The organism is Mesorhizobium sp. M0159 (assembly GCF_040322295.1).
GTDB lineage: Bacteria > Pseudomonadota > Alphaproteobacteria > Rhizobiales > Rhizobiaceae > Mesorhizobium.
On record NZ_JAMYTF010000132.1, the window covers coordinates 1 to 1235 of the forward strand.

2 protein-coding genes are annotated in these 1235 nt (G+C 61.8%); one reads left to right on the forward strand and one right to left on the reverse strand.

Annotation, left to right across the window (positions count from 1 at the left end; translation table 11 throughout):
• Positions 1 to 509: hypothetical protein (locus NKJ32_RS35355; RefSeq protein ID WP_352830572.1), on the forward strand; the 509-nt coding region annotated here is incomplete at its 5' end.
• Between the two features lie 188 nt (positions 510 to 697).
• Here NKJ32_RS35355 and NKJ32_RS35360 read toward each other — a convergent pair.
• Positions 698 to 1235 (reverse strand): hypothetical protein (locus NKJ32_RS35360; RefSeq protein WP_352830575.1); only part of this gene is annotated, 538 nt, incomplete at its 5' end.

The window sequence follows — 1235 nt, forward strand, 5'->3', positions numbered from 1 at the left end:
CGGGGCGCGCCAAGGTCATCGCTGACTGTCAAACCATTTCTGCAGAATTTGACGCACACAAGGCCGATCCGAGGCCAACTGGGAGTGCATACCAGCTTGGAATTGTGCGGAACCGTACGAAGTCGATTGCAAGCAACCAACCTGGTTGGCCGGGCATTAAATTTAGCAAAGCGTCAATGGGGGAAAGCATCGGGAGGAAGACCATGCTGCACGTTAACATGCCTCGCGAATTTGAGGTCGGCGATGAGGTTGCGCTGGCAGGTACCGTCGTCACGATTCTCCCCAGCGGGCGCGCCAGGGTGAGCATTCCTTCGTATGACCATCCTTATACGATTGATCCGCCACCCAAAGTCCGGGCCGGCGACCGAGTGATTCTTGTTGGGGACGTCACCCGCATCGAGCGCGGGGCGAACAAACTCACTGTGCGGATTGACTGCGGCGGGGTGATCACGGTCGACAAGTCGGCGATCACCCGGCTGAGAAAGCACCGCCGGACTTCAGCGGGTTGACGCTCCGGCGATACAACGGCCGGCGTAGGGAAGATGCCAGCGCCTTTGAACAGCCCAAGGGTGCGGCGCGGTCCAGCCGGATATGGAGCGGACGAACGGATAAGCGGGAGCTCGACGGCTAGGGCACGCGTCCAGCGTAGTGCGTCCCTGGCGTCTTCGGATTACTGGTGAAGCAAGTCAGACCTGGCCTATCGCAACCGCGCCTCACCTGCCGTCCAGCGTTCGGATTCGCGATCGTCGCTCTCGGCAACAGGCGGCGCGCCCGGCCAGGACGTGTCGCATGTGCGCGCTGTCGAAGGAGGCGCCCAGCAACATTTCGGGTGAAGGCAACGCGGGCATCGCGATCGATCGTAATCTTTCTCTGCAACGAGCGCCTGATCGCCGGTCAGCAGTTTCAATCGCGATGGGCTCCGGCTCGTACCCATTATGGAGATCACATGTTCGTCCCGGACCCCGATGCCGGCAACAGGTCTGCTTCGGAGCGTCGCGACGGAACTGGGCGACATGGTTGCGGTGGAGTAAGCGCCCTCCCCTGGGTCAACAACCCCGTCGGTGACGGCCGCGACCGCATCGGCAATCAAGTCGTCGCTGAAAGGCCGCAAGGTATCTGTCACGACATAGCGCGCCGGCGAAGCTCCGCCCTTGCGACGGGGATTCGTTGTAAGCCGATCAGACGGCAACGCCGGCCAGATGAGCGAGAACTTACCCTCGGTGTGGGTCTCGACC